Below are 21,815 nucleotides of genomic sequence, written 5' to 3'. Positions count from 1 at the left end.
CGTTTTTGTCTCTACTCCTCATGTGGCGCAGGCTGATCTATCACCCGGAAGTTAACTACGCACTACGACAAACGCTGGTGTTGTGTCTTCCCGTGGCCGTGGGCCTGATCCTCGGACATCTTCAGCAAGGCCTGCTGTTTTCCCTCGTGCCCGCCTGCTGCAACATTGCCGGTCTGGATACACCGCATAAACGCTTTTTTAAACGTCTGATTATTGGCGGCTGCCTGTTTGCCGGCTGTAGCCTTGCCGTACAACTCTTACTGGCCCGCGACATTCCTCTGCCGTTGATCCTGACCGTGCTGGCGATGACGCTCGGCGTCACCGCCGAAATCAGCTCGCTGCACGCCCGGCTGCTTCCCGCGTCGCTGATTGCCGCCATCTTCACCTTAAGCCTTGCGGGCAATATGCCGGTGTGGGAGCCATTGCTGATTTACGCCCTCGGCACGCTATGGTACGGGCTGTTTAACTGGTTCTGGTTCTGGCTGTGGCGGGAACAGCCGCTGCGCGAATCCCTGAGCCTGCTCTACGTGCAGCTTGCTGAATACTGCGAAGCAAAATACACCCTGCTCACTCAACATACCGACCCGGAAAAATCCCTGCCGCCGCTGCTGGCGCGCCAGCAAAAAGTGGTGGATCTGATCAGCCAGTGCTATCAGCAGTTGCACATGCTTGCCGCCAACAAAAATCATGAATACAAGCGGCTGCTGCGAACCTTCCAGGTCGGGCTGGATTTGCAGGAGCATATCTCCGTCAGCCTTCATAATCCGGAAGAGGTGCAAAAGCTGGTGGAGCGCAGCCATGCGGAAGCGGTGATCCGCTGGAACGCGCAGACCGTCGCGGCCCGCCTGCGGGTGCTGGCTGACGATATCCTCTATCACCGCTACCCGACGCGCTTTAACATGGACAAACAGCTCGGCGCGCTGGAAAAGATTGCGCGTCAGCACGCGGATAACCCGGTCGGGCAATTTGCTGCCTGGCATTTCAGCCGCATCGCCCGGGTGTTACGCACCCAGCGCCCGCTTTATGCCCGGGACCTGATGGCCGATAAGCAAAAACGGCTGCCGCTGCTGCCCGCGCTCAAAAGCTATCTATCACTGAAATCTTCCGCCCTGCGCAATGCCGCGCGGATCAGTGTGATGCTGAGCATCGCCAGCCTGATGGGAATGGCCCTGCACCTGCCGAAACCCTACTGGATCTTAATGACCGTGCTGTTTGTCACCCAGAACGGCTATGGCGCCACGCGGGTGCGCATTCTGCATCGGGCGGGCGGTACGATGGCGGGGCTGATTATCGCGGGCGTGACGCTGCACTTTCACGTGCCGGAAGGCTATACCCTGGCCGGTATGCTGGCGATCACGCTGGTGAGCTACCTGATCATCCGCAAAAACTACGGCTGGGCGATGGTGGGCTTTACGGTCACGGCGGTGTATACCCTGCAACTGCTCACGCTTAACGGGGAACAGTTTATTATTGCCCGGCTGGTCGATACGCTAATTGGCTGCCTGATCGCCTTTGGCGGCATGGTCTGGTTGTGGCCGCAGTGGCAAAGCGGGCTGCTGAGGCAGAACGCCCACGACGCGCTCGAAGCCGATCAGCAGGCCATTCGTCTTATTCTGAGCGATGACCCGCAGCCCTCTCCGCTGGCCTACGAGCGCATGAAGGTCAACCAGGCGCATAACGCCCTGTTCAACTCCCTTAACCAGGCCATGCAGGAGCCGGGCTTTAACGCGCACTATCTGGCTGACATGAAGCTGTGGGTCACGCACAGCCAGTTTATCGTCGAGCACATCAATGCCATGACGACGCTGGCGCGGGAGCACACGATGCTGACGCCGGATCTGGCGCAGCGCTATTTGCAGTCGTGTGAAATTGCGTTGCAGCGCTGTCAGCAGCGTCTGGAGTATGACGCGCCGGGCGAGTCAGGGGATTCGAACATTCTGGAAGCGCCGGAGACGCTGACCCATGGGCCGATGAGCACCCTGGAGCAGCATTTGCAGCGCGTGCTGGGGCATCTGAACACCATGCACACCATTTCGTCGGTGGCATGGCGTCAGCGCCCGCATCACGGGATTTGGTTAACGCGTCGGTTAAAACGAACCGCGTATTAGCCTCTGACGATCTTCGCGACCGCCGCGGCAAAACGGGTTAGTCCGTCTTCGATGTCTTTGTCTTCCACCACCAGCGATGGCGCAAAGCGCATCACGTCCGGCCCGGCGTTGAGCACCATGACGCCTTCGTGCGCGGCGGCGTGCAGGAAATCGCGCGCGCGGCCTTTGTACTGCGGCTTCAGTTCGGCGCCGATCAGCAGCCCCATCCCGCGGATGTCACTGAAGACATCAAACTGTTGGTCAATCTGCTGGAGATGTTTCACAAACAGGTCGCGTTTCGCATTCACGCCATTCAGGACGTCCGGCGTATTAATGATGTCGAACGCCGCACCCGCCACGGCGCACGCCAGCGGATTACCGCCGTAGGTGGAGCCGTGTGAGCCCACATGAAATGCGGAAGCGATATCCTGGGTGGTGAGCACCGCACTGACCGGGAAACCGCCGCCGAGCGCTTTCGCGCTGGTCAGAATATCCGGCGTTACGCCGTAGTGCATATAAGCAAACAGGTCTCCGGTACGCCCCATCCCACACTGCACTTCATCAAACACCAGCAGCGCCTGGTGCTCGTCGCACAGCTCGCGCAGCCCTTGCAGAAATTCCGGGGTGGCCGCCGTGACGCCGCCTTCCCCCTGAATGGGCTCGACCACCACGGCACAGGTGTGATCGTCCATCACCGCTTTAACGGCGTGGAGATCGTTAAACGGCACGTGGATGATATCCGCAGGTTTCGGACCAAAGCCGTCGGAATACTTCGGCTGGCCGCCAACGGAAACGGTAAAGAAGGAGCGACCGTGGAAGGCGTTATGGAAGGCGATGATTTTGGTTTTGTACGGGCTATGACGCGTGGTTGCGTAGTAGCGCGCCAGCTTAAAGGCGGTTTCGTTGGCTTCGGTGCCGGAGTTCATAAACAGCACGCGTTCGGCGAAGGTGGCATCGATGATCTTACGCCCCAGACGCAGCGCCGGTTCGTTGGTGAACACGTTGCTCGTGTGCCACAGCGTTTCGCCCTGCGTTTTCAGCGCGTCCACCAGCGCAGGATGGCAATGGCCCAGCGCCGTCACCGCAATACCGCCTGCGAAATCAACATACTCGTTGCCCTGCTGATCCCAGACGCGGCTGCCTCTCCCTTTCACCGGGATAAACTCAGCCGGTGCATAAATCGGCAGGATCACTTCATCGAATGTCGCGCGGGTAATTGCTGGTTGTTCAGTTGCCATGTCATGACCATCCATTTTTATGTCACATTGATTGTGAAAATATAATCACAAAATATGCATAAAAAATCACAACAAGGCAACAGATATTCAGCGATTAAGGAAATTGGCCAGCAGCGCGTGCCCCTGTTCGCTGAGAATGCTTTCCGGGTGGAACTGCACGCCTTCCAGATCGTACTCACGGTGACGAATGCCCATGATCTCCTGCGTCTCGCTCCAGGCGGTGACCTCAAAGCAGGCCGGCAGGGTCGGCGGATCAATGATCAGAGAATGGTAGCGCGTCACGATTAACGGATTGTTTAGCCCCAGGAATACGCCGGTACCGGTGTGCGTGACCGGAGAGGTTTTGCCGTGCATGACTTTCGCGGCACGGACAATGGTGGCGCCAAAGACCTGCGCAATGGCCTGATGACCCAGGCAGACGCCCAGAATCGGCAGTTTGCCCGCATAATGGCGGATCGCCTCCAGCGAGATACCAGACTCCGAAGGGGTACACGGCCCCGGCGAAATCACGATTTTCTGGGGTGCCAGCGCGTCAATGTCAGCCAGCGCGATCTCATCGTTACGGCGGACAACCACCTCTGCCCCCAGCTCACAAAAATACTGGTAAAGGTTCCAGGTAAAGGAATCGTAGTTATCAATCAGCAGAATCATGGCGGCTCCTGAAAAAATGGCCGCCCTATTTTACGCAGATTCCCGCGCTTCGCTCACAACTTTGGCAAAGATGGCGTTCAGGGCGGTCAAATCCCCCATTGCCCCGCTCTGATTGGCGGCTGCCCAGTCGTTCGGGCCGATCCCCTGCCAGTTCAGCACATAGCCCGCATGAATAGCCAGTTGTTCAAAGAAGATCCGCTGGGCCACGCCATTACCGCTCATAAACGGATGTAGCATGTTGATTTCACAGTAGTAATGACTGATTCTGTCTGTAAACTCTGCTTTCTGAAGGCCCACCAGATATTTATCACTTTCCAGCGAAGCCATCAGCTCATTACCCACTTTCTCGATGTACTCGAAATGGCAAAAAGGAATGTCGCCCTTAGAAATATCGGCGGTGCGCAGCTCGCCCGCGCCTTTCATTTCGTTGCGGAATAAATGGCGGTGAATAAGACACAGATGGGGTAAACCCGGTGCGGAAGGCCCCAGTTCCAGCGTCTCGATATCGGGTTCAGCGGGACCCTTACCTTTTTCAAGGAGGCAGCTGGCCTGAAAATTGACCTTACGTTGTTGCTCCCAGAGACGGGATTTTTGCTTGTCGGTGAGTTTTTTCACTACGCCTCCCTGAATAGTCCGTTTGCCACAAGTATAAGCAGCAAAACGCGCTTTCGCAGGGAGGGTGGAAAGACACGGGCAAGATGTGCCCGTGTGGGGGAACGATTACGGCAGCACTTTCGCGGAGAGAATGACGACTGGCTTAGACGGCACATTCTGGTATGGACCGACATCGTGAGTCTGAACCTGAGAGATCTTATCCGCAACGTCCATGCCTTTCACCACTTTGCCAAACACCGCGTAGCCAAAGTCGCGCTGACCGTGGTCCAGGAAAGCGTTATCAGCCACGTTGAGGAAGAACTGGCTGGTGGCGCTGTCTTTGTCCGCCGTACGCGCCATGGAGATGGTGCCGCGCTTGTTCAGCAGGCCGTTGTCTGCTTCATTTTTGATAGGCGGGTTGGGCTGTTTCTGCTGCATCTGCTCGTTAAAACCGCCACCCTGAATCATAAAGCCCGGGATCACGCGGTGGAACGTGGTGTTGTTATAAAAACCACTGTTCACGTAGTCGAGGAAGTTTTTCACCGAAACAGGGGCTTTCTGGCTATCCAGCTCCAGCTCAATATTCCCCGCAGAGGTAGTCAGCAGGACGTGGGGGTCTCCTTTAGCTGCCAGCGCAGCAGGGGAAACGGCAGAAAGAGCAAACACAGCTGCGACAGCCGCCAGTGTTGATTTGAGCATGAGAATTCCTTAACAAAGCGCAGTATAAAAAGCGAATGGCTTGATTCTAAAGAGCAGTATGAACCCAGACCAGTCTTTTACCTAATTTTACCAAATTGAAACAATTATTACCGCGCAAACGATTGTTCACCCCACAACGTAATGTGATCTGCATCACGTTAAAACCTGCAATTGTGCTCAAAATTTTCTGAAAAGATTTAATTAGATCACTTTCGCGACTAAAATCTGCCCGCTCAAACGCAGTCATTGCGTTTTTCTTTACTTTTAACAGGCCAGACATGACTAACAGCAATCGCATCAAGCTCACATGGATCAGCTTCTTCTCTTACGCCCTGACCGGCGCGTTGGTGATCGTCACCGGGATGGTGATGGGAAATATCGCAGACTACTTCCAGCTGCCCGTTTCCAGCATGAGTAACACCTTCACCTTCCTGAACGCGGGGATCCTGATCTCTATTTTCCTTAATGCCTGGCTGATGGAAATCGTGCCGCTGAAAACGCAGCTGCGTTTCGGCTTCGTGCTGATGGTTGCCGCCGTGGCGGGCCTGATGCTGAGCCACAGCATCGCCCTCTTCTCTGCCGCCATGTTCGTGCTGGGCCTGGTGAGCGGGATCACCATGTCGATCGGTACATTCCTGATTACGCACATGTATGAAGGCCGCCAGCGCGGCGCGCGTCTGCTGTTCACCGACTCCTTCTTCAGCATGGCCGGGATGATTTTCCCGATGGTCGCCGCGTATCTTCTGGCGCGCAGCATTGAGTGGTACTGGGTGTACGCCTGCATTGGTCTGGTTTATGTCGCGATCTTTGTTCTCACCTTCGGCTGCGAGTTCCCGGTGCTGGGCAAAAAAGCGCAGACTACGTCCGAGCCGGTTGCGAAAGAAAAATGGGGTATCGGCGTACTGTTCCTCTCCATCGCCGCGCTGTGTTACATCCTCGGTCAGCTGGGCTTTATCTCCTGGGTTCCTGAATACGCGAAAGGTCTGGGCATGAGCCTGAACGACGCGGGTAAACTGGTGAGCGATTTCTGGATGTCTTACATGTTCGGCATGTGGGCGTTTAGCTTTATCCTGCGCTTCTTCGACCTGCAACGGATCCTGACCGTTCTGGCGGGTCTGGCGACCGTGCTGATGTATCTGTTCATCAACGGTTCCCCGGAGCATATGCCGTGGTTCATCCTGACCCTGGGCTTCTTCTCCAGTGCGATTTACACCTCGATCATCACCCTTGGCTCTCTTCAGACCAAAGTGGCCTCGCCAAAGCTGGTGAACTCCGTGCTGACCTGCGGCACCATCGGCACCATGCTGACCTTCGTGGTCACGGGCCCGATTGTTGCGCACAGCGGCCCGCTGGCGGCGCTGCATACCGCTAACGGTCTGTACGCCGTGGTGTTCATCATGTGCTTCGTGCTGGGCTTTGTGACCCGTCACCGTCAACACAACCCGGCAACAGCTACCCACTAATCGCCATAACCCCTTTGCGTACTGCAAAGGGGGTTTTCCCCTGCTCACCCGCCCTGCCCGCCGATGGGTAAAAAACCCCACTATATTTGTGCAAAAAATAAGCAAGCACAAAAATCAAACAATATCCGTCACTTATAAAAATCCTGACAAATCATAGATATACCCACTAAGGGGTAGGTGAAGGCGTATTTGATTTGCATCAATAAGTGCCCCTGCTGAATCGTTAAGGTAGGCAGTAATAGAAAAGAAATCGAGGCAAAAATGAGCAAAGTCAGACTCGCTATCATCGGTAACGGCATGGTCGGCCACCGCTTTATTGAGGATCTTCTCGATAAAGCCGATGCTGAGCAGTTCGATATTACCGTGTTCTGTGAAGAACCCCGCAAGGCGTACGACCGTGTGCACTTGTCTTCCTACTTCTCTCACCATACCGCCGAAGAGCTCTCTCTGGTGCGTGAAGGGTTCTACGAGAAGCATGGCGTAAAAGTGCTGGTGGGCGAACGCGCTATCACCATCAACCGTCAGGAGAAAGTGATCCACTCCAGCGCCGGACGTACGGTTTTTTACGATAAGCTGATCATGGCGACGGGCTCGTATCCGTGGATCCCGCCTATTAAAGGGTCGGAAACCCAGGATTGCTTCGTTTACCGTACCATTGAAGACCTCAACGCCATTGAATCCTGCGCACGTCGAAGCAAACGCGGCGCGGTTGTCGGCGGTGGTCTGCTGGGTCTGGAAGCGGCAGGCGCACTGAAAAACCTCGGCGTTGAAACCCACGTCATCGAATTTGCCCCGATGCTGATGGCGGAACAGCTGGACCATATGGGTGGCGACCAGCTACGCCGTAAAATCGAAAGCATGGGCGTGAAGGTTCACACCAGCAAGAACACCAAAGAGATCGTGCAGGAAGGCACCGAAGCGCGTAAAACCATGCGCTTTGCCGACGGCAGCGAGCTGGAAGTGGATTTCATCGTCTTCTCCACCGGTATTCGCCCGCGCGACAAGCTGGCCACCCAGTGCGGTCTGGCCGTTGCGCAGCGCGGCGGGATCATGATCAACGATACCTGCCAGACCTCCGATCCGGATATCTACGCCATCGGCGAATGCGCCAGCTGGAATAACCGCGTATACGGTCTGGTTGCACCAGGGTACAAAATGGCGCAGGTCGCCGTTGACCATATCCTCGGCAGCGAAAACGCCTTCACCGGCGCAGACATGAGCGCCAAGCTGAAACTGCTGGGCGTGGACGTGGGCGGTATTGGTGATGCGCATGGCCGCACCCCGAACTCCCGCAGCTATGTTTATCTGGACGAAAGCAAAGAAGTCTACAAACGTCTCATCGTCAGCCCGGACAACAAAACCCTGCTCGGGGCGGTGCTGGTGGGTGATACCAGCGACTTCGGTAACCTGCTCCAGCTGGTGCTGAACGCCATTGAGCTGCCGGAGAACCCGGACGCGCTAATCCTCCCGGCGCACGCCTCCAGCGGTAAGCCGTCCATCGGCGTGGATAAACTGCCGGACAGCGCGCAGATTTGCTCCTGCTTCGACGTGACCAAAGGCATGCTGATCTCCGCCATTAACAAAGGCTGCCACACCGTTGCGGCGCTGAAGGCGGAAACCAAAGCCGGGACCGGCTGCGGCGGCTGTATTCCTCTGGTCACTCAGGTGCTGAACGCCGAGCTGGCAAAACAGGGCATTGAAGTGAACAACAACCTGTGCGAGCACTTCGCTTACTCTCGCCAGGAGCTGTATCACTTAATCCGCGTGGAAGGCATTAAGTCCTTCGACGAACTGCTGGAGAAACACGGCCAGGGCTATGGCTGTGAAGTATGTAAGCCTACCGTCGGTTCCCTGCTGGCGTCCTGCTGGAACGAATATGTGCTCAAACCAGAACACACTCCGCTTCAGGACACCAACGATAACTTCCTGGCCAATATTCAGAAAGACGGGACTTACTCGGTGATCCCGCGTTCTGCCGGAGGGGAGATTACCCCGGAAGGGCTGGTCGCCGTGGGCCGTATCGCCCGTGAGTTTAACCTGTACACCAAAATCACCGGCTCCCAGCGTATCGGCCTGTTCGGTGCGCAGAAAGATGACCTGCCGGAAATCTGGCGTCAGCTGATTGAAGCGGGCTTTGAAACCGGTCACGCGTACGCCAAGGCGCTGCGCATGGCGAAAACCTGCGTCGGCAGCACCTGGTGCCGCTACGGCGTGGGCGACAGCGTGGGCTTCGGCGTAGAGCTGGAAAATCGCTACAAAGGCATCCGTACGCCGCACAAAATGAAGTTCGGCGTGTCAGGATGTACCCGTGAATGTGCGGAAGCCCAGGGGAAAGACGTGGGTATCATCGCCACCGAGAAAGGCTGGAACCTGTACGTGTGCGGTAACGGCGGGATGAAACCTCGCCACGCGGATCTGCTGGCCGCCGATCTCGATCGCGATACGCTGATCAAATACCTCGACCGCTTCATGATGTTCTACATTCGTACCGCCGATAAGCTGACCCGTACCGCGTCCTGGCTGGATAATCTCGAAGGCGGCATCGACTACCTGAAGTCGGTCATTATCGACGACAAGCTGGGTCTGAATGAACAGCTGGAATCCGAGATGACTCGCCTGCGCGAGGCGGTGATCTGCGAGTGGACCGAAACCGTGAACACGCCAGCGGCGCAGACGCGCTTCAAACACTTTATCAACAGCACCCAGCGCGACCCGAACGTGCAGGTGGTGCCGGAGCGCGAACAGCACCGTCCAGCGACCCCGTATGAACGTATTCCGGTGATGCTGGTGGAGGAAAACGCATGAGCCAGTGGGTAAACATCTGCAACATTAACGACATTCTGCCAGCAACCGGCGTCTGTGCCCTGCTGGGCAACGAGCAGGTGGCGATTTTCCGCCCTCGCCACGATGAACAGGTCTATGCCATCAGCAATATCGACCCGTTCTTCGAGGCCAGCGTGCTCTCCCGCGGTCTGATTGCGGAGCACCAGGGCGAGCTGTGGGTTGCCAGCCCGCTGAAAAAGCAGCGCTTCCGCTTAACCGACGGACTCTGCATGGAAGATGAAAGCTTCTCGGTCAAACACTACGACGTCCGCGTGAAGGACGGCGAGGTGCAGCTGAAAGCGTAACCTCTCGCCTTTTCAATAGGAAAGGCTTATGACCCCTTATGGGTAACGGCAGGAAAAACCGTATGTTCTGTACGATTCCTGCTGTTATCCTGACGTCAATTCTTCCCCCGCCATGAATGCTGTGAGGTAACGTCGTGGATCACCTGCCGATTTTTTGTCAATTACGCAACCGCGACTGCCTGCTCGTGGGCGGCGGCGATGTGGCTGAACGCAAGGCACGCCTGCTGTTAGAGGCGGGTGCCCGGCTGACCGTCAACGCCCTCACTTTTGCCCCACAGTTTGACGTCTGGGCGCAAGAAGGGATGCTCACCCAGGTGCAGGGCGAATTTGATGAATCCCTGCTGGATACCTGCTGGCTGACCATCGCCGCAACGGATAACGATGACGTTAACCAGCGCGTCAGCGACGCCTGCGAAGCGCGCCGCATCTTCTGTAACGTGGTGGATGCGCCGAAAGAGGCGAGCTTTATCATGCCGTCGATTATTGACCGTTCACCGCTGATGATTGCGGTGTCGTCCGGCGGGCGCTCGCCCGTTCTTGCCCGTCTGCTGCGGGAAAAACTGGAAGCCGTGCTGCCGCAGCATCTTGGTCAGATAGCCCATTACGCCGGGCAGTTGCGTTCCCGCGTGAAGCAAACCTTCGCAACCGTGGGCGAACGCCGTCGCTTCTGGGAGAAGTTCTTTGTCAACGACAGGCTGGCGCAGTCGCTGGCCAATCAGGACACCAAAGCCGTTGAAGAGACGACCGAGCAACTCCTCTCTGAACCGCTGGATCATCGCGGTGAAGTGGTGCTGGTGGGCGCTGGCCCCGGCGATGCGGGCCTGCTGACGCTGAAGGGTCTCCAGCAGATCCAGCAGGCGGACATCGTGGTGTATGACCGTCTGGTCTCTGATGACATCATGAATCTGGTGCGCCGGGATGCTGACCGCGTGTTCGTCGGCAAACGGGCAGGTTATCACTGCGTACCGCAGGAGGAGATCAACCAGATCCTGCTGCGGGAAGCGCAAAAAGGTAAGCGCGTGGTGCGCCTGAAAGGGGGCGATCCGTTTATCTTTGGTCGCGGCGGCGAGGAGCTGGAAACCCTGTGCAACGCGGGTATTCCGTTCTCCGTGGTGCCGGGCATTACGGCGGCGTCCGGCTGTTCTGCCTATTCCGGCATTCCGTTAACCCATCGCGACTATGCCCAGAGCGTGCGCCTGGTGACGGGCCACCTGAAAACCGGCAGCGAACTGGACTGGCATAATCTGGCCGCTGAAAAGCAGACGCTGGTGTTCTATATGGGGCTAAATCAGGCAGCCACGATTCAGGCGAAACTGCTGGAGCACGGCATGGAAGCAGATATGCCGGTCGCACTGGTGGAAAACGGCACCGCCATTACGCAGCGCGTGGTCGATGGCGTGCTGACGCAGCTGGGCGAGCTGGCGCAGCAGGTTGAAAGCCCGGCGCTGATCGTGGTGGGTCGCGTGGTAGCCCTGCGCGAAAAACTGAACTGGTTCTCCAGCCACTAACGCATAATCTCTCCCGGGAGTAGTCTTTAAGCGGACTACTCCCTTCTTACCTCAGTCGATAACATACCGCCCGCATAATGGAACTTTTCCATTTATTCCCTCGTGTTACATCCAATTTTCGATTTTTTGACAAGGAATGCGTATGTTCAAACTGGCAAAAGCTGCCGTACTGGTCGGCCTGTTATCAACTCTGACGGCCTGCACCGGTCACGTTCAAAATACTAAAAATAATTGCAGCTACGATTACCTGCTTCACCCGGCGATCTCCATTTCGAAGATCATCGGCGGTTGCGGCCCGGCGGCACAGCAGTAAGCGTTTTTCAGGCGTAAAAAAACCGGGGATGTCCCGGTTTTTTTGTTTCGTCAGTTTTGTCGGGTGGTGGCTCCGCCTTACCCGACCTGCAAAGTCCCGTAGGCCGGGTAAGCGTTAGCGCCACCCGGCAAAGCGGCTTAAGGTTTCGCCACAAACCCAATCGCGTCGTACACCGCTTTCAGGGTTTCGGAGGCGCGCGCGCTGGCTTTTTCCGCGCCCTCTTTCATCACTTTTTGCAGGAAAGCTTCGTCGTTACGGTAACGGTGATAGCGCTCCTGCAACTCGGTCAGCATGCCGGAAACGGCGTCTGCCACTTCGCCTTTCAGGTGGCCGTACATCTTGCCTTCAAAGTGCTTTTCCAGCTCAGGAATGCTCTGTCCGGTCACACCGGAGAGAATGTCCAGCAGGTTTGACACGCCCGCTTTGTTCTGCACGTCGTAGCGCACCACTGGCGGCTCGTCGGAGTCGGTCACCGCACGCTTGAGCTTTTTCACCACCGATTTCGGATCTTCCAGCAGGCCGATAACGTTGTTGCGGTTATCGTCAGACTTGGACATCTTTTTGGTCGGCTCCAGCAGCGACATCACGCGCGCACCGGATTTCGGAATAAACGGCTCAGGCACTTTGAACACGTCACCGTAAAGCGCATTGAAGCGCTGGGCAATATCGCGGCTCAGCTCCAGGTGCTGCTTCTGGTCTTCACCCACCGGCACCTGGTTGGTCTGGTACAGCAGAATGTCGGCCGCCATCAGCACCGGATAGTCAAACAGACCGGCGTTGATGTTTTCAGAGTAGCGGGCAGACTTATCCTTGAACTGGGTCATGCGGCTCAGCTCGCCGAAATAGGTGTAGCAGTTCAGCGCCCAGCCCAGCTGCGCGTGCTCTGGCACGTGAGACTGAACGAAAATGGTGCTCTTCTCTGGATCGATACCGCACGCCAGGTACAGCGCCAGCGTATCAAGTGTTGCTTTGCGCAGCTTCTCGGGATCCTGACGCGCGGTGATAGCATGCAAATCCACGATGCAGTAAATGCAGTGGTAGTCATCCTGCATGCTCACCCACTGACGTAACGCACCCATGTAGTTACCAATGGTCAGTTCACCTGAAGGCTGTGCGCCACTAAAAACGATGGGCTTAGTCATTATTCAATTCCTGATGTTCACTGTGCGAGAGCCCGAGTGCGGGCAACAAATCTTTGAAGTGGTCGAACACAACGTCCGGCTCACTCAGCGTAATGGCTTCACCATAGTTGTAGCCGTAGGTCAACCCAACCGACGGGCAACCTGCCGCTCTGGCAGCCAGAATATCATTGCGGGAATCCCCGACAAAGAGCAGCTCCGCAGGCGCTAAGGATAATTTTCCTGCCACCAGCAATAGCGGTTCCGGATGCGGCTTTTTATTCTGCACGTCATCGCCGCCCACAATTACGGAGAAGTATTTCGCGATATCCAGCGCTTCCAGCAGAGGCGCAACGAACGGTGTCGGCTTGTTAGTCACCAGTCCCAGCGGGATGCCTTTGGCATGTAGCGCGCTCAGCGTTTCAGCGACATCCGGGAACAGGAAGCTACCCTCTTCGACGGTCTCTTCGTAGAAACGGTCGAACAGTTTGCGCAGAATACGCTGCTGCTCATCCTGGGGAATATCCGCGTGGTCAACACTCGGTTTACCTTGCGCGGAACGCTGAGAGGCACGCTCCTGACGAGCCCAGGTCAGCGCGCGCTCCATCAGCACGTCTGCACCGTTACCAATCCACGTCACCACGCGCTCTTCGCCTGCAACGGGGAGTTCAAGGGCATACAGCGCCTGATCGACGGCGCGGGTTAATCCTGGCGCGCTGTCGACCAGCGTGCCGTCGAGGTCAAATGCTACACCCCGAATAGCCTGCAATTTATCCATGACTTACCTTCGCCAGTTCACGGCGCATTTCATCAATGACTTTTTTGTAATCCGGTTGATCGAAGATGGCGGAGCCTGCGACGAACATATCCGCCCCTGCCGCCGCAATCTCACCGATGTTATTGACCTTCACGCCGCCGTCCACTTCCAGACGAATATCATAGCCAGACTCATCGATACGGCGGCGCACTTCACGCAGTTTGTCGAGGGTCTGAGGGATAAATGACTGACCACCAAAGCCCGGGTTGACGGACATCAGCAGGATCACGTCCAGCTTGTCCATCACGTAGTCGAGATAGCTCAGCGGGGTCGCCGGGTTAAAGACCAGTCCCGCCTTACAGCCGTTCTCTTTGATCAGCTGTAGCGTGCGGTCAACGTGTTCGGAGGCTTCCGGGTGGAAAGTGATGATACTGGCACCCGCCGCGGCGAAATCAGGCACGATGCGGTCAACCGGTTTCACCATCAGATGCACGTCAATGGGCGCGGTGATCCCGTAGTTACGCAGCGCTTTAAGCACCATCGGACCGATGGTCAGGTTGGGAACGTAGTGGTTATCCATAACGTCGAAATGGACGACATCCGCGCCAGCCGCGAGAGCTTTGGCAGTGTCTTCACCCAGGCGGGCAAAATCGGCCGACAGAATTGAGGGGGCAATCAAAAACTGTTTCATCCGCATCTCCTTGAAATGTGTTTACCGGCGGGCAAAGGCTCAGGGTCGATAAAGCGCCAGAAGTTCGTCCACCTTTTTACGTGTGCCGCCGTTGCTGCTAATGCTACGCCGCACTTTTACCTGAAAATGCTTCGCGGCTTTGTACCATTCGCGCGTATCAGGCGTGTCGTGATTCGAAATTAACACCGGAATTCTTTTGCTGACCAGCTTTTCCGCCATCTCAGCCAGACGAGCCTGCTCGGCCGGGCTGAAGCTATTGGTGTGGTAGGCGGTGAAATTTGCCGTGGCAGACAGTGGCGCGTAAGGCGGGTCGCAGTAGACCACCGAGTTTACGCCCGCCAGATCCATGCACTCTTCATAGGAGAGACAGTAGAACTCGGCATTCTGCGCTTTTTCAGCAAAGTGATACAGCTCGTCCTGTGGGAAGTAGGGACGCTTATAGCGGCCAAACGGCACGTTAAACTCGCCACGCAGATTATACCGGCACAGACCGTTGTAACCATGGCGGTTGAGATAAAGAAACAACAGCGCGCGACGGAACGGATCCTGGCTTTGATTAAACTCAGCGCGGAACTGATAGTAGACGTCCGGGTTGTTGTTCTCTGGCGTAAACAGCTTCCGCGCCTCTTCCACATACTCATCGGTACGCAGTTTGACGATGTTATAGAGGCTGATAAGGTCGCTGTTGATATCCGCCAGGATATAACGAGAAAAATCGGTATTCAGGAACACCGATCCAGCACCAACGAAGGGCTCGATAAGACACTCGCCTTTCGGCAGGTGCTTTTTAATATCGTCGAGCAGGGGGTATTTCCCCCCTGCCCATTTCAGAAAAGCGCGATTTTTTTTCATGCTGACTAACTGATTACACCTTCTCCGGCTGTGGAGAAAGCTCCGACAGCATCCTGCGCTTTAAACATTACTTCAGATCGGCCTGCACCTGATGAATCGGCTTCGCCCACGGGTTTTTCGCCTGCACGTCGGCTGGCAGCGTGGAAACGGCACGTTTTGCTTCATCTTTGGAAGCATAAATACCACTCACCAGCACATACCACGGTTGACCGTTACGGGTCGTCTGATAAACCACGTAGTTTTTCAGATTCGATTTCTTCGCCCAGGCGTTGAGGTTGTCATAGTTAGACGAACTGCTCAGCTGAAGGGTGTAGTTGCTGGAAGAGGCCGACTGCAAAGAACCCACGTTGCCCGTCGTTTTACCTGATGCAGCGCCCGTTTTGGCTGCGGGAGCCGCAGGTGTTGTTGCAGAAGGTGTTGTTGCAGCAGGCGCGGTTGTGGTCGCCGTTGCTTTCGGTGCAGTGGTTGCCGCAGGCGTTGGCGCTTTAACCGGCTGGCTCACAGCAGGTTTGGTCTGCGCTGGCGCTTTCGTTTCTGGCGCTTTTGCCACGGTTTGCGGTTTCGTCTCACGCTTCGGCTCAATCACAGCCTGCTTACGCTCCTGGCGTGGCGCAGTCTGCGTCTGGCGCGGTTTGGTTTCCGTTGTCGCCGTTTGCTGCTGGGCATTGCTGCCATGAACTGGCGCAACGGTGGCTGGTTCAGTTGGCAGCGTGGAGTTCACCACGGCAGCGTTAACCTGCTCCTGATTCTGCGGCTGCATCAGCGCATTGTTCAGATCGCCCTGAACTTCAACACGCTGCTGACCTTCAGGCGTCGCAGGCGCCTGGCCCTGAGTCGGGGTCGCAGAGACAGGCGGCAGAGAGATATCCTGGCCAGCGCTGGTGTTACCTGCGGTCTGCTCTGCGGAAGTGGTGCCCGGCGCAGGCTGAGCGCCATTCGCCTGGTTGCTCGCATCGTTACCAGACAGGTCAATGCTCTTCTCGGCAGACGCCGTCTGCTCGGTAGAATTGGTAGAAGGTGCTTTTAGCGCGGACCCAATGCCGACAATCAGCAAGACCAGCACCAGAACGCCAAGGCCCATCATAATGTACTGACGGGAGGCCGGTTTTGCCGCTACCGCTTTTTTACGTTTGCGCGGACGACGTTCAACAGGCTGTTCATCCATTAACTCTTCTTCGGATTCATACTCCTCGTCTTCTCGCTCATTTCGCGCGTTACGGCTACGCGAAGGGCGACGATCGTCTGCATCCAGTTCGACATCGTCAAAATTGATCTGCGGCTCGTTATCACGTTCTGAAGATTGACGAGAACGACCAGTACGACGATCGCTGGGATCGGGTTTCAGCTCGTCTTCTGGTTTGAATTCATCCATTTAACACCCCACTCAAAGGCTTCTGCCAACGACTCTGCATTTACCTGAAGCTAAAACGACCACCTGTTACAGCGGTCTGACCTTTCTAGTTGTTACGCCTGCTGACAATCAGCAATAGCGCCAAGTACGACTTCGTGCGGCACTCCGCCGCGCACTTCACTTTTCCCTATTGCAAGCGGGAGTACCAGACGCATCTCACCTGCCAATACTTTTTTATCGCGCATCATGTGGGGAAGGTACGCCTGCGCAGACATTTCCTGCGGACCACTCACCGGCAAGCCAGCACGTTTAAGCAACGCGATGATACGTGCTGTCTCTTCCGGCCTGAACTGCCCCAGACGTTCAGAGGCTCGCGCCGCCATAACCATTCCGGCAGCGACAGCTTCACCGTGAAGCCAGTTACCGTAGCCCATTTCGGCTTCGATCGCATGACCAAACGTATGCCCCAGATTCAGTAAAGCACGTAAGCCGGTTTCACGCTCATCTGCGGCAACGACTTCTGCTTTCAGCTCACAACAACGGCGAATACAGTAGGCCATTGCCTGCCCGTCGAGGCGCAGCAGCGCATCCATATTCTCTTCCAGCCAGGTGAAGAATTCCCCGTCAAGAATAATGCCGTATTTGATCACTTCTGCAAGGCCGGACGCCAGTTCGCGCGCTGGCAAGGTTTTCAGACAGTCGAGATCCACCACCACCGAGGCAGGCTGGTAGAACGCGCCAATCATGTTTTTGCCGAGCGGATGGTTAACCGCCGTTTTACCGCCCACAGAAGAATCGACCTGTGAGAGCAACGTGGTTGGAATTTGAATAAAGCGCACGCCGCGCTGATAGCTGGCGGCTGCAAAACCGGTCAGATCGCCCACAACGCCGCCGCCCAGGGCAAGCAGTGTTGTATCACGACCGTGCGGTTTTTGCAGAAGTGCGGTAAAGACGGTATCCAGTACCGTCAGGCTTTTGTACTGCTCGCCATCGGGCAGAATCACACTGTCGACCTTCACGCCCGCCTGCTCAAGCAGGTGACGTACACGGTCGAGATAAAGCGGAGCCAGCGTCTCGTTGGTGACCAGCATCGCCTGATCACCCGCTTTCAGTGGTAAGAAGGAAGCTGGGTCGTTAAACAAACCAGCCGCGATGGTGATAGGGTAACTACGTTCCCCGAGAGTAACTGTAATCCTCTCCATGACGCGACATCCACCTTAAATGCTTTTACCCGCAGGCGAGTGTATATAAAGCCAGAATCAGTTGCTTTCCAGCATATGAATAATCTGGTTTGCAACCACTTTAGCGCTTTGATCGTCAGTACGAATGGTCACATCAGCAATCTCTTCGTACAGAGGATTGCGTTCATCGGCCAAAGCTTCCAGAACTTCACGTGGCGGTGTTTCAACCTGCAACAACGGGCGCTTTTTATCACGCTGCGTGCGTGCCAGCTGTTTTTCGATGGTCGTCTCAAGATAGACCACTACGCCACGGGCGGAGAGACGGTTGCGGGTTTCGCGAGATTTTACAGAGCCGCCGCCAGTTGCCAGCACAATGCCCTGTTTTTCCGTGAGTTCGTTGATCACTTTTTCTTCTCGGTCACGGAAACCTTCTTCGCCTTCTACGTCGAAGACCCAGCCCACATCCGCTCCGGTTCGTTTCTCAATCTCTTGATCAGAATCGTAAAATTCCATATTGAGTTGTTGAGCTAACTGACGCCCAATAGTGCTTTTGCCGGCACCCATAGGCCCAACCAGAAAGATATTGCGTTTCTCTGCCATTTTTTCGGTACTACTAAGACTATTCGTTAATGGTAATCCCCGCTGCGCAGACACCCGGCGTAGCAGGACATGAACTGAAACCTCATTTGCAATAGAGCGAGAGTCAGACGAAAAATTATCTCAATACTCCGGCTTGTTTGGCAACTGATTAAATCACCGTTCCCGGCGCATAAGGAAATAAGACGTAAGTCCAACTCAAATCGGTACTCCTTGTATGCTAATTCATGCCCCACGTCAAACATCTGCAACAAACTGAATGCAAAATCATTGCGGGGATCGTTACCCATTAATGAATACTGACCAGACGTGGCGTGATAAACACCACTAACTCGCGCCGTTCGTTATCTTTTCCGTCATGGCGGAACAGCTGACCCAGCCACGGAATGTTGCCCAGCACGGGCACGCTGTCGCGTCCGGTTTTATTCTTTTGCGAAAAGATCCCGCCCAGCGCGAGCGTTTCCCCACTTTTTACCTCTACCTGCGTTTCGATCTCCTGCTTATCGATCGCCAGCGTTTCGCCGTCTGCCTGTTGCAGCACCTGGCCGGGCATATTTTCACTGATATGCAGTTTCAGGCGCACGCGACCGCCTGGCAGGACCACCGGCGTGACCTCCATGCCTAATACCGCCTCTTTAAATTCAACGGACGTCGCCCCGCTCTCGCCGCTGGAAACCTGATACGGAATTTCGCTGCCCTGCTTGATGCTGGCCGGCTGCATGTGCGATGCCAGCAGCCGCGGGCTGGCGATGATATCCACCTGCTGCTTTTGCTCAAGCGCCGACAACTCAAGATCCAGCATCCTGCCGTTGATGCGCCCGATGTTAAACCCTGCGTGGGTGGTTGCACTGGCCACCGACAGGTCCGCCCCCAGCGTCGTGACCTGACCCACCTTACCGGCCTCCGTTGCGTCAGCGAGGTTCCATTTCACCCCCAGTTCACGCAGGCTTTTTTCACTGATGGTCACAATCTGCGCCGCCAGTTCCACCTGCTCGACGGGCAGATCCATCTGCACAGCCCAGCGCTGGAGCATATCCACCACCGTCTGGTTATCCCTGACCAGGAAACGGTTGGTGCGCTTGTCGACGGAGAGACTGCCTTTCGGGCTTAAGAGCTTTTCTGCCGCTTTTTGCAATTCGGCAGCATCCGCATAAGCAAACGGAATGCTGTGAGAGTGCAGCGGGGCGTCAAGCAGACGCTGGGCCCGCTCCTGCTCTTTACGCGTCTGTTGCTCCCGTTGCCAGGCCGCCGTATGCACATAAAAAATGCCGCCCTCTTCCCGCAATACCAGCCCGGTGCTGTTCACTACCGTCTGAAGCGCCTGTCTCCAGGGCACCCGCGTTAAATTCAGCGAAAGCGAACCGCTGACATCCGGCGACACCACCAGATTGCGATCCTCCTGCGCCACCAGCGCCTGTAATATCTGCACCACCGGGACATCATCCACCAGCAGGGTGACCGGTTTTGGCGTCGCGGCCCACAGGGGCTGGCTGAGTGCCGCCAGTAACAGCCCTATCCTTATCTTCACTTTTTTTCGTTCCTTCTCGTTGCCATGTCCATCGCTTCGGCTCGCACATGTCGCCGACATCAACGGTCAGTTGTTGTTTATCTATCGCGCTCACCCGCCAGCCTGTCGGTAACCGCACCTGCGTTTTTACCCGGTACCAACGCTTCTGCCCGTCCTGCATAAGGCCGATATCCCTGCTGCCGCTGACTACCCCCTGATACCGCCACTGGCTGAGCTGCCCGGCTGCGCAACGCTCTTCCGGCACAGAGAAGGGATCCCGCATCCCGGTCAGGAAAAGCGGAGAAAGCAGGATCAGCAAACGGGCTTTACTGCGCATGACCGATCTCCAGTTGCAGGCTGAGGCGTAACTGTTTGCCCTGTGGGGTGATGGAAAACGCCCTCACCCGCGCGTTCTCAAGCGCCAGCCGGGAAAAGAGCGCCGGGACCGCGCCCCAGGAGGCATCCAGCGCCAGCTCTCCCCCACTCTGCTGCGGCTTCCAGTACACCAGCCTTGCGCCCTCACGCTGAAAAGCCAGGGGAGAAAAGGGCTGCGAGGGCGTCACTTGCGTAACCACTGCTCGCCGTCCGGCCTCTGGCCACAGCGAGGCGTTGATTCGCTTCGCACTGATGGCCTGCGCCTGAATATCGGTGTAGCGCAGAGCTGCGGGCCTGAGCAGCAGTCCCCAAATTGCCCACGCAACAAGCCCCGATGCGATCAACCAGCAAAGGACGCGCCGGGAAGGACGTGCATCAGTCCAGCGTTGATACCAGATACCCACGGGCTACCTCCGGCTATGCAGTTGAAAAGAGAACATCCATCGCCCCTGGCTATCCTGTTGCATTTCGCCTGCCGGTCCGGGGTTAAATCCCGTCACCCTTTTCAGTGCATCGGTCATGGCGGTGAGCGCTGGCAGTGAGGTGGTATAGCCGGTCAGGGTCAGCGAGGGTGGCTGATAACGCAGCGCCGTTAGCCACGCCTGCCGGGGCATTGCGCTGGCAAGGGACTCCAGCGCAGGTTGCCAGGCCGGATCAAACGGCAGCGAAGGGGTTTTCTGCCCCGCTGACTGCGGCTGACGGGCTCTCAATACTTTCTGTACCGCACGTGTCCCCGCCAGTTCGCTCTGCAACGCCTGCAATGCGAGAGTCTGCGTCGCCCGCAGGCTGATACTCCCCGCCAGCATCACCAGCCATGAGCCAGCAAACAGCAGCCCCCAGAAACGCAGGCGCTGATTACGTTGCTGCCGACGCCAGGGTAAAAGATTGGGCATGCTCATTACGGCGCCTCGCTCATGGCCAGCGCCAGGGCGACGGTGTAATCAGCACCGCATTCCGGCAGCGGCGGCTGGCACAGCGTCACCGCTTCCCAGGGATCGCGGGCAGCATCAAACACGGCGATATCAGAAGGAGAAAGCGCAAGCAGCGCCGCCAGTTCATTCACCGTCGCCGCTTCTGTGGTGTAGCGCCGCCCCCACTGGTGACGCATCGCCCATAGCCACTGGTGTTGATCTCTCCAGGCGACGCACCGGGCGGGGGCAACAGCAGAGAGAAGATTAGCCAGCGCGCCGGCATCCGGGGCGATTGCTGCCAGACGCAAACGCAGCGCGTTCGCCAGCGTCAACAGGGTATCGACCTCTCTGTTTTGCGCTGCGGTAACCTGAAAAGTGTTGCTGAACGTATCCTGCGCGTAGTCAAAGCAGAGCGTATCGGCGGGCATCTCCAGCTCACGCGCTAATGCGGCGCCTACCCAGGTGAGCTGTTCGCTGTCACGCAAGGTAACGGATGGACGGGGCAACGCGCGTTGCAGAACGCGCGTCGCCGGAAATGAGAGAAATACCCGGTGCGAGTGCGGCAATGTTTTCCGCCAGCCACGTAATGCGTTAACCAGCTGTTCTGGCTTAAGTATTTTGCCTTCCCCGATAACGCCGTCCGACAGCGGTACCGCCCACCAGCGCCGTAAACGCCAACCGGCCCGCTCTCTGGTCAGCGCTACCGCAACCACCTTATCCTGTTGAATATGAACGCCTGTTTGCCACGTTTTAAAAGCCATGCTTCACGATCTCCTTATCGCCCGTCGGAGTGA

At 56.6% G+C, this 21,815-nt stretch carries 22 protein-coding genes; 6 read left to right on the top strand and 16 right to left on the bottom strand.

Annotated elements, in window-relative coordinates; translation table 11 throughout:
* Positions 1-20: 20 nt before the first annotated feature.
* Positions 21-2,108, top strand: a complete 2,088-nt coding sequence (locus SK54_RS03790; RefSeq protein WP_006812214.1) for a YccS/YhfK family putative transporter — start codon at positions 21-23, stop codon at positions 2,106-2,108.
* Here the strand turns inward: SK54_RS03790 and SK54_RS03785 are convergent.
* From SK54_RS03785 to ppiA, 4 genes are all read right to left on the bottom strand, one after another.
* Positions 2,105-3,325: a bifunctional acetylornithine/succinyldiaminopimelate transaminase gene (locus SK54_RS03785; protein WP_181007806.1), complete on the bottom strand. Its 1,221-nt coding sequence runs from the start codon at positions 3,323-3,325 to the stop codon at positions 2,105-2,107. The genes SK54_RS03790 and SK54_RS03785 overlap by 4 nt on opposite strands.
* An 87-nt stretch (positions 3,326-3,412) precedes the next feature.
* Entirely contained in the window at positions 3,413-3,976 is a 564-nt protein-coding gene (gene pabA / locus SK54_RS03780; RefSeq protein WP_048246775.1) for an aminodeoxychorismate synthase component 2, read from the bottom strand.
* Between the two features lie 30 nt (positions 3,977-4,006).
* The gene (locus SK54_RS03775) at positions 4,007-4,591 is read right to left on the bottom strand and encodes a putative adenosine monophosphate-protein transferase Fic (RefSeq protein ID WP_048246773.1); all 585 of its coding nucleotides are present in this window, start codon (positions 4,589-4,591) and stop codon (positions 4,007-4,009) included.
* 105 nt (positions 4,592-4,696) lie between these two features.
* Positions 4,697-5,269, bottom strand: a complete 573-nt coding sequence (ppiA, locus tag SK54_RS03770) for a peptidylprolyl isomerase A (protein ID WP_000920483.1) — start codon at positions 5,267-5,269, stop codon at positions 4,697-4,699.
* A gap of 278 nt (positions 5,270-5,547) precedes the next feature.
* Between ppiA and tsgA the strand changes: the two genes are divergently transcribed.
* The 5 genes from tsgA to SK54_RS03745 all read left to right on the top strand — a co-directional run bounded on the left by tsgA (position 5,548) and on the right by SK54_RS03745 (position 11,681).
* Positions 5,548-6,732 (top strand): MFS transporter TsgA, encoded by a 1,185-nt coding sequence (tsgA, locus tag SK54_RS03765; RefSeq protein WP_032104006.1) that lies wholly within the window; start codon positions 5,548-5,550, stop codon positions 6,730-6,732.
* Positions 6,733-6,993: 261 nt separating this feature from the next.
* A complete protein-coding gene (gene nirB / locus SK54_RS03760; protein ID WP_032104008.1) occupies positions 6,994-9,537 on the top strand; it encodes a nitrite reductase large subunit NirB in 2,544 nt (847 codons plus the stop codon).
* The gene (nirD, locus tag SK54_RS03755) at positions 9,534-9,860 is read left to right on the top strand and encodes a nitrite reductase small subunit NirD (RefSeq protein WP_015571429.1); all 327 of its coding nucleotides are present in this window, start codon (positions 9,534-9,536) and stop codon (positions 9,858-9,860) included. The genes nirB and nirD overlap by 4 nt, the downstream gene beginning before the upstream one ends.
* 134 nt (positions 9,861-9,994) lie before the next feature.
* The gene (gene cysG, locus SK54_RS03750) at positions 9,995-11,368 is read left to right on the top strand and encodes a siroheme synthase CysG (RefSeq protein ID WP_023298772.1); all 1,374 of its coding nucleotides are present in this window, start codon (positions 9,995-9,997) and stop codon (positions 11,366-11,368) included.
* A 142-nt stretch (positions 11,369-11,510) separates the two neighbouring features.
* Entirely contained in the window at positions 11,511-11,681 is a 171-nt protein-coding gene (locus SK54_RS03745; RefSeq protein WP_008503029.1) for a YhfL family protein, read from the top strand.
* Between the two features lie 137 nt (positions 11,682-11,818).
* Here SK54_RS03745 and trpS read toward each other — a convergent pair whose 3' ends face one another.
* From trpS to pilM, 12 genes are all read right to left on the bottom strand, one after another.
* Positions 11,819-12,823, bottom strand: coding sequence for a tryptophan--tRNA ligase (gene trpS / locus SK54_RS03740; RefSeq protein WP_015571430.1), 1,005 nt, complete (start codon positions 12,821-12,823; stop codon positions 11,819-11,821).
* Positions 12,816-13,577 carry a phosphoglycolate phosphatase gene (gph, locus tag SK54_RS03735; RefSeq protein ID WP_017384158.1) on the bottom strand — a complete coding sequence of 254 codons (762 nt, stop codon included), beginning with the start codon at positions 13,575-13,577 and terminating at the stop codon, positions 12,816-12,818. Before gph ends, trpS begins: the two co-directional genes overlap by 8 nt.
* Positions 13,570-14,247 carry a ribulose-phosphate 3-epimerase gene (gene rpe / locus SK54_RS03730; RefSeq protein WP_003861634.1) on the bottom strand — a complete coding sequence of 226 codons (678 nt, stop codon included), beginning with the start codon at positions 14,245-14,247 and terminating at the stop codon, positions 13,570-13,572. The genes gph and rpe overlap by 8 nt, the downstream gene beginning before the upstream one ends.
* Positions 14,248-14,286: 39 nt before the next feature.
* On the bottom strand, positions 14,287-15,099 hold the full coding sequence (gene dam / locus SK54_RS03725; RefSeq protein ID WP_015571432.1) for an adenine-specific DNA-methyltransferase: 813 nt from the start codon (positions 15,097-15,099) through the stop codon (positions 14,287-14,289).
* Between the two features lie 67 nt (positions 15,100-15,166).
* A complete protein-coding gene (gene damX / locus SK54_RS03720) occupies positions 15,167-16,471 on the bottom strand; it encodes a cell division protein DamX (protein WP_017693869.1) in 1,305 nt (434 codons plus the stop codon).
* Positions 16,472-16,563: 92 nt separating this feature from the next.
* The gene (gene aroB / locus SK54_RS03715) at positions 16,564-17,652 is read right to left on the bottom strand and encodes a 3-dehydroquinate synthase (protein WP_003861631.1); all 1,089 of its coding nucleotides are present in this window, start codon (positions 17,650-17,652) and stop codon (positions 16,564-16,566) included.
* Between the two features lie 57 nt (positions 17,653-17,709).
* Positions 17,710-18,231 (bottom strand): shikimate kinase AroK, encoded by a 522-nt coding sequence (gene aroK / locus SK54_RS03710; RefSeq protein WP_003861630.1) that lies wholly within the window; start codon positions 18,229-18,231, stop codon positions 17,710-17,712.
* A gap of 286 nt (positions 18,232-18,517) precedes the next feature.
* Entirely contained in the window at positions 18,518-19,756 is a 1,239-nt protein-coding gene (gene hofQ / locus SK54_RS03700) for a DNA uptake porin HofQ (RefSeq protein ID WP_017384156.1), read from the bottom strand.
* The gene (locus SK54_RS03695; protein ID WP_048246771.1) at positions 19,668-20,072 is read right to left on the bottom strand and encodes a HofP DNA utilization family protein; all 405 of its coding nucleotides are present in this window, start codon (positions 20,070-20,072) and stop codon (positions 19,668-19,670) included. The genes hofQ and SK54_RS03695 overlap by 89 nt, the downstream gene beginning before the upstream one ends.
* The gene (locus SK54_RS03690) at positions 20,062-20,454 is read right to left on the bottom strand and encodes a HofO family protein (RefSeq protein ID WP_176601646.1); all 393 of its coding nucleotides are present in this window, start codon (positions 20,452-20,454) and stop codon (positions 20,062-20,064) included. The genes SK54_RS03695 and SK54_RS03690 overlap by 11 nt, the downstream gene beginning before the upstream one ends.
* 63 nt (positions 20,455-20,517) lie before the next feature.
* A complete protein-coding gene (locus SK54_RS03685; RefSeq protein ID WP_017384154.1) occupies positions 20,518-21,009 on the bottom strand; it encodes a PilN domain-containing protein in 492 nt (163 codons plus the stop codon).
* A complete protein-coding gene (pilM, locus tag SK54_RS03680) occupies positions 21,009-21,782 on the bottom strand; it encodes a pilus assembly protein PilM (RefSeq protein WP_017384153.1) in 774 nt (257 codons plus the stop codon). Before pilM ends, SK54_RS03685 begins: the two co-directional genes overlap by 1 nt.
* Positions 21,783-21,815: the final 33 nt, after the last annotated feature.

Origin of the sequence: Enterobacter sp. MGH120, assembly GCF_001037725.1 — a bacterium.
GTDB lineage: Bacteria > Pseudomonadota > Gammaproteobacteria > Enterobacterales > Enterobacteriaceae > Enterobacter > Enterobacter hormaechei_C.
This window is presented reverse-complemented; position numbering and strand designations above follow the sequence as displayed.